Annotated in this window: 4 protein-coding genes; 3 read left to right on the top strand and 1 reads right to left on the bottom strand. The window is 70.4% G+C overall.

Annotated elements, in window-relative coordinates; all coding sequences use genetic code 11:
• Positions 1 to 188: 188 nt before the first annotated feature.
• The gene (locus ABYE80_RS16210; RefSeq protein WP_372791345.1) at positions 189 to 1301 is read right to left on the bottom strand and encodes a trans-acting enoyl reductase family protein; all 1113 of its coding nucleotides are present in this window, start codon (positions 1299 to 1301) and stop codon (positions 189 to 191) included.
• 56 nt (positions 1302 to 1357) lie between these two features.
• Here ABYE80_RS16210 and ABYE80_RS16205 point away from each other — a divergent pair, with 56 nt between their 5' ends.
• From ABYE80_RS16205 to ABYE80_RS16195, 3 genes are all read left to right on the top strand, one after another.
• Entirely contained in the window at positions 1358 to 2506 is a 1149-nt protein-coding gene (locus ABYE80_RS16205; protein ID WP_372791344.1) for a M20 family metallopeptidase, read from the top strand.
• Entirely contained in the window at positions 2507 to 4099 is a 1593-nt protein-coding gene (locus ABYE80_RS16200) for an LCP family protein (protein ID WP_372791343.1), read from the top strand. It begins immediately after the preceding gene.
• Positions 4096 to 5520, top strand: a 1425-nt coding sequence (locus ABYE80_RS16195) for an LCP family protein (RefSeq protein ID WP_372791342.1), incomplete at its 3' end; no start/stop codon positions are given. The genes ABYE80_RS16200 and ABYE80_RS16195, both read left to right, overlap by 4 nt.

Genomic DNA, 5520 nt, shown 5'->3' with positions numbered 1-5520 from the left:
TCTCGCCGACGAGCGGCCTGCTGCCGAGGAAGTGGATCTCGCTCAGCTTTCCGACCCTCTCGCCGTCCGCGTCCAGCACGACGCGACCGAGCCACTGCTCGGCCTGCTGAGGGTGGTGTTCTGGGACTCCTTGGGGAACGGTCACGCAGCATCGGTGTACCCGGAACGCTGCGGAACTACCCCGTGGGTCAGTCGCGGTGGATGCCCGCCTCGCGGGCGCCCGCCTCCAGCGCGTCGAGGCCGAAGCCGTCCGCCGGACCCAGCGCACCGGTCCCCTGCAGACCCCCCGACGCGGCGGTCATGGCGCCCCAGGCGAGGATCTCGGCCGTGAAGGTGTATCCGTTGACCCCGGACAGCCGCACACTGGAGAGCTCGTTGCCGACCGAGTCGTAGGCGGTCGCGAAGATCAGGGACCCGCTCGCGGCGCGCGTCGCCTCGTCGGGGCCCCCGGTGGAGCCCTTGACGAAGCGCGCTCCCAGCGCCTTGACGGCGTTCGCGGCTCCGGGGATCTTCAGCGTCGGTGCGGTCAGCGCCGACATGACCTGCATCGGTCGTGCGGCGCTGCCGAACCACCCCAGGTGGACGTCGACGGTCCGCAGTGACGGCGCGAGCCGGGGGAGCGCGAAATGCTCGCTGCTGCCGACCGAGATCGCCGGCTTCCAGTGGCCGGGACGCGTCTCGTAGCGGGCGATGCGCTTGGCGCCGCGCTCCGTGACGATCTTCGCCCCGCGGAAGGCGAAGCTGGGCGACGTCAGCGCCTCCACGACGCTCGCCTTGGTGCCGCCGCTCATCGCGAAGGACCCGGAGCCCGAACCCGTCGCCGTCGCGAAGTACCCGATCTCCACGCGCGAGACCCGGTCGCCCGCCTCGCGCAGCGCCAGTGCGCCCGCGAGGTTCCCGGGAACCCAGTCGTAGCCGAAGGCGGTGAGCATGCCGATGCCGGCCTGCTCGGCGCGAGGACCGTACTGCTCGAAGATCTCGCGGATGAACGGGGTCTCGCCGGTCGAGTCCAGGTAGTGGGCCTTCGCACCGATCGCCGCCTCCGCCGCGGGCCCGCCCCAGCGCGAGAACGGCCCGACGGTGCTCAGCAGGACGTCCCCGGCCTCGACCAGGGCGCGGACCGACGCGGGCCGGTCCACGTCGGCGACCGCCGTCTCGAGCCCGCCGAGCTCCGCGGCGAGCTGCTCGAGCTTGGAGGCGTTGCGCGCCGCGAGGACCGGGCGCGCCCCGCGGGCGACGAGCGCGCGAGCGGTCAGGTCCCCGGTGTATCCGGTGGCGCCGAAGAGGACGATGCGTGGCATGCGCCCCAGGCTACGTGAACCGCCGGGACCGGCGCGCCCGGTACCCTGAGGGGGAGATGGACGCCCGCGCACTCGCCGAGCGGCTGATGACGTACGACACGTCGAAGCCGGACGAGCTGAACGCCGCGGCTTCCTTCGTCAAGGGATGGCTCGAGTCACGGAGCGTCGCGGTGTCCCACCGCGGTCACAACGGGCTGCCGGTCATCATGGCGGAGGCGGGCCCGGCCGACGGCCCCCTGGTGATCTTCCACGGTCACCTCGACGTCGTGCCCGCCTTCCCGGAGCAGTTCGTGCCGCGGGTGGAGGGCGACCGCCTGATCGGGCGAGGCGCCTACGACATGAAGGGCGCGCTCGCCGCCATGATGCTGGCCACCAGCGACGCCGTCAGCCAGGATCGGGTGCGGGTGCTCTTCCTCTGCGTGCCCGACGAGGAGTCCGAGGACGTGGAGGACCGTTCGACGGACCGCGTCATCGCGGATGGGCTGCGCGGGGACTTCGCCATCACCGGTGAGCCGACCGATCTGCACATCGGCATCCAGGCCAAGGGCGTGCTGGCGATCCGCGTCCAGGTGAGCGGCCGGGCCGCACACGGCTCGACCCCCTGGCTGGGGGACAACGCGATCCTCAAGGCCCACGACGCCTACCGGCGGATCGAGACGCTGCCGTTCGGCCGGGAGAGCTCGGACATGTTCGACCGCCCGTCGATCAACCTCGCCCGGATCGAGGGCGGGGACGCCTTCAACAAGGTGCCGGACGCCTGCTGGATGGACGTGGACATCCGCTACCTGCCGACGCAGGACCCCGGAGAGATCCTGGCCCAGATCCGCGCGATCCCCGATCTCGAGATCGTCAAGTGCTTCACCCGGGCGCCCGCCATGGTCAGCCGGCAGAACCCCTTCGTCCTGGCGCTGCGCGACGCCGTGAGCGGCGCCATCGAGGATGAGGCGCTGTCCATCGGACGCGACGGCGCGTCGGACGCGATCTCCTTCCTCGAGGCCGGCGTCCCCGCGGTCGAGTTCGGCCCGATCGGCGGCGGTCACCACGGTCCGGAGGAGTGGGTCTCGGTGGCGTCCCTGGAGCGCTACCGCGTGGCGCTCGGTGACTTCATCCGCGGCCTGCCCACGTGGCTGGAGCAGCGCGGCGAGGGACTGCGCGCGGTCACCGACCCGGCGCCGCTGGGTTCCATCGAAGGGGGGCTCGCGTAGATGGCCGGGTTCCCGCCCACGTCGCCGCCCGACGACGGGCCACCGGCGCTGGCTCGCAGCCAGGTCCTGCGCGCGGTGCTCGGCGGCCTCGCGATCACGCTGCTCGTCGCGGTCGCCACCGCCACCGCGGGCCTGCTGCAGATCAAGGGGATCGCGGACAAGATCCCGGAGATCCCCGGCCTCGAGGTCAGCAGTGGCAGCAAGGATCCCGGCGTCACGAGGGCCGACGCGGGCGATCCGCGGACGTTCCTGCTGCTCGGCTCCGACCGCCGCTACAGCGATCTCAAGAAGAACAACAAGGCGCTGAAGAAGAGCCTTCCGGCGCGCTCGGACACCATGATGCTCGTCCGCGTCGATCCGGACGAGGACGTGACGACCGTGCTCTCGATCCCGCGTGACCTCAAGGTCGTGATCCCCGGGCACGGGACGAGCAAGCTCAACGACGCGTACGCCCTCGGCGGGCCCGCCCTGACCCTGCGGACGCTGACGGACCTCCTGAACATCGACGTCAACCACGTCATCAACGTCAACTTCGGTGGCTTCCGCAAGGCGGTCACGGAGATCGGGTGCGTCTACACCGACATCGACCGGCGCTACTACCACTCCAACGCCGGCCTACCCGTCTCCCAGCACTACGCCGAGATCGACATCGACCCTGGCTACCAGCGGCTGTGCGGCCAGAAGGCGCTCGACTTCGTGCGCTTCCGCCATGCGGACTCCGACCTCGTACGCGCCGCCCGCCAGCAGGACTTCCTGCGGGCCATGAAGGACCAGGTCCGGTCGTCGTCGCTGTTCAACGACACCGGCAAGATGCAGCGGATCTTCATCGCCGCGGTGCAGACGGACAAGGTGCTCAAGAGCGTCACCGGCCTCGAGTCGGTCGTCAAGCTCGCGCTGTTCTCGGCGGGCAAGCCGATCAAGCAGGTGCCGTTCCCAGCGTCCTTCGCGACCGAGGGCGGCGTCCAGTACGTCACCTCCGACGACGCCGCGATCGCGCGCGCAGTGAAGCGGTTCCTGAACCCGCCGCCCCTCGCCACGCCGAAGAAGAAGAAGACGTCGTCCTCCGGCAGCTCGTCCACCAAGAAGACCAAGAAGAAGACGACCCGCAAGGTCGACTTCTCCCTGCTGCGGTCGGCGCGCAAGGAGGGGGAGGACCTGGTCGCCAACACCGTGGCGTCGGGCAAGCTCGGCTTCGACCTCTACTTCCCGACCCGGGCGACGCCCTCCGGCCGCTTCACGTCGAACTCCCAGAACGACCCGAACCCGCGCGTCTACACGCTGCGCGACCGGGCCGGCAAGAAGCACCAGGCCTACCGTCTGGTGATGGTGCAGAACCAGCTCGAGGGCCAGTACTACGGCGTCCAGGGCACGACCTGGCGCACGCCCCCGGTGCTCAAGCGCCCGACCTCGACCACCGTGGTCAACGGCCGCAAGTTGCTGCTGTACCGCGACGGGGAGCGGCTGCGGTTCGTCGCCTGGCGGACGAAGAAGGCCGTCTACTGGGTCTCGAACACGCTGACGACCAACCTGTCCAACGATCAGATGCTCGGGATCGCGGCCTCGCTGACGCGGTTCGGGTCCAGCGGAAAGTGACGGGCGCCCCGGAGGACGAGCGGCCCCCGCGCGTCGCCCTGGGGCTCTACAAGCGGTTCGCGGCCGGTGCGCTGATCATCGCGTCGATGGTGGCGATCCCGGTCGCCACGACGGTGCTCCTGGAGGTCGATCAGGCCGCCCAGGCGTTCGAGAAGTACTCGGTGCCGATCCCGGGCTTCAACAAGGACGGGAGGGCCGGAGGCACCGAGGTCCTGTCCGGCGTGGAGGCCGGGAAGCCCCAGACGATCCTCGTCCTCGGATCGGACCGTCGGTACGTCGACATCGCCCAGAAGAACCCCGCCCGGTCGGACACCATGATCCTCGTGCGGCTCGACCCGTCGAAGGGGGCGACGTCGGTGCTGTCGATCCCGCGGGATCTCAAGGTCGACATCCCCGGCTACGGGACGGACCGCATCAACGCGGCGTACTCGCTGGGCGGGCCGGTGCTCGCGGTGCGCACCGTCCAGGCGCTGCTCGGCGTCGACGAGCCGTTCGACGTCCACCACGTCGTGAACGTCAACTTCGGTGGCTTCCAGCGCGCCGTGAACCGGCTGGGCTGCGTCTACGCCGACATCGACCGGGACTACTTCAACGACAACAACCCGCCCAACGGCGGCGGGGGGAACTACGCGACCATCGACATCGACGCGGGGTACCAGCGGCTCTGCGGGCAGGACGCCCTGGACTACGTCCGCTACCGCCACTTCGACTCCGATCTGGTGCGCGCCGCCCGGCAGCAGGACTTCCTCCGCCAGGCCAAGGAGCAGATCGGCGTGTCCCGGCTGTTCGGCGACCGGGACGAGCTGCTGAAGATCTTCGCGCGGTACACGCAGACGGACATCCGCGGGACCAGCGCCATCCTGCGACTCCTCAAGCTCACCTACGAGAGCTCCAAGCAGCCCATCCAGGAGGTCCGCTTCCCCGCCGAGGACGAGGCGGACTACCTCGTGACCTCGCGGGAGGCGCTGCGCCGGACCGTCCGGCGGTTCCTGAACGCCAAGGGCTCGCCGGGGTCGCGGGGCAGGACGCCGCGCACGACCGGCGACCGGAAGCGCGAGAAGTCCCAGAAGCGCCGCCGGGCGCAGGGGGTGCCGAAGGGGCTGTTCGAGGCCCGCCGGGCGGCCGAGGACGAGGCGATCAAGCTGGGGACGAAGCTCTCCTTCCCCGTGTACTACCCGAAGTTCGCGGCGCTCGGATCGCGCTACCGCGTGCAGGACCAGCGCACCTACGACATCTTCGACCGCGGGCGCCGCAAGTACCGCGCGTACCGGCTCGTGGTCCAGGCGCCGGGCATCGGTCAGTACTACGGCGTCCAGGGGATGACCTGGCGAGCCCCGCCGATCCTCGACAACCCGTCGGAGAAGCGCCGCATCAACGGTCGCACCTATGAGCTCTTCTTCGACGGGGACCGGTTGCGCCTG

Source organism: Paraconexibacter sp. (assembly GCF_041602235.1).
Lineage (GTDB): Bacteria > Actinomycetota > Thermoleophilia > Solirubrobacterales > Solirubrobacteraceae > Paraconexibacter.
Note: the sequence above shows the minus strand (reverse complement) of the source record. Positions and strands in the feature narration are given on the sequence as shown.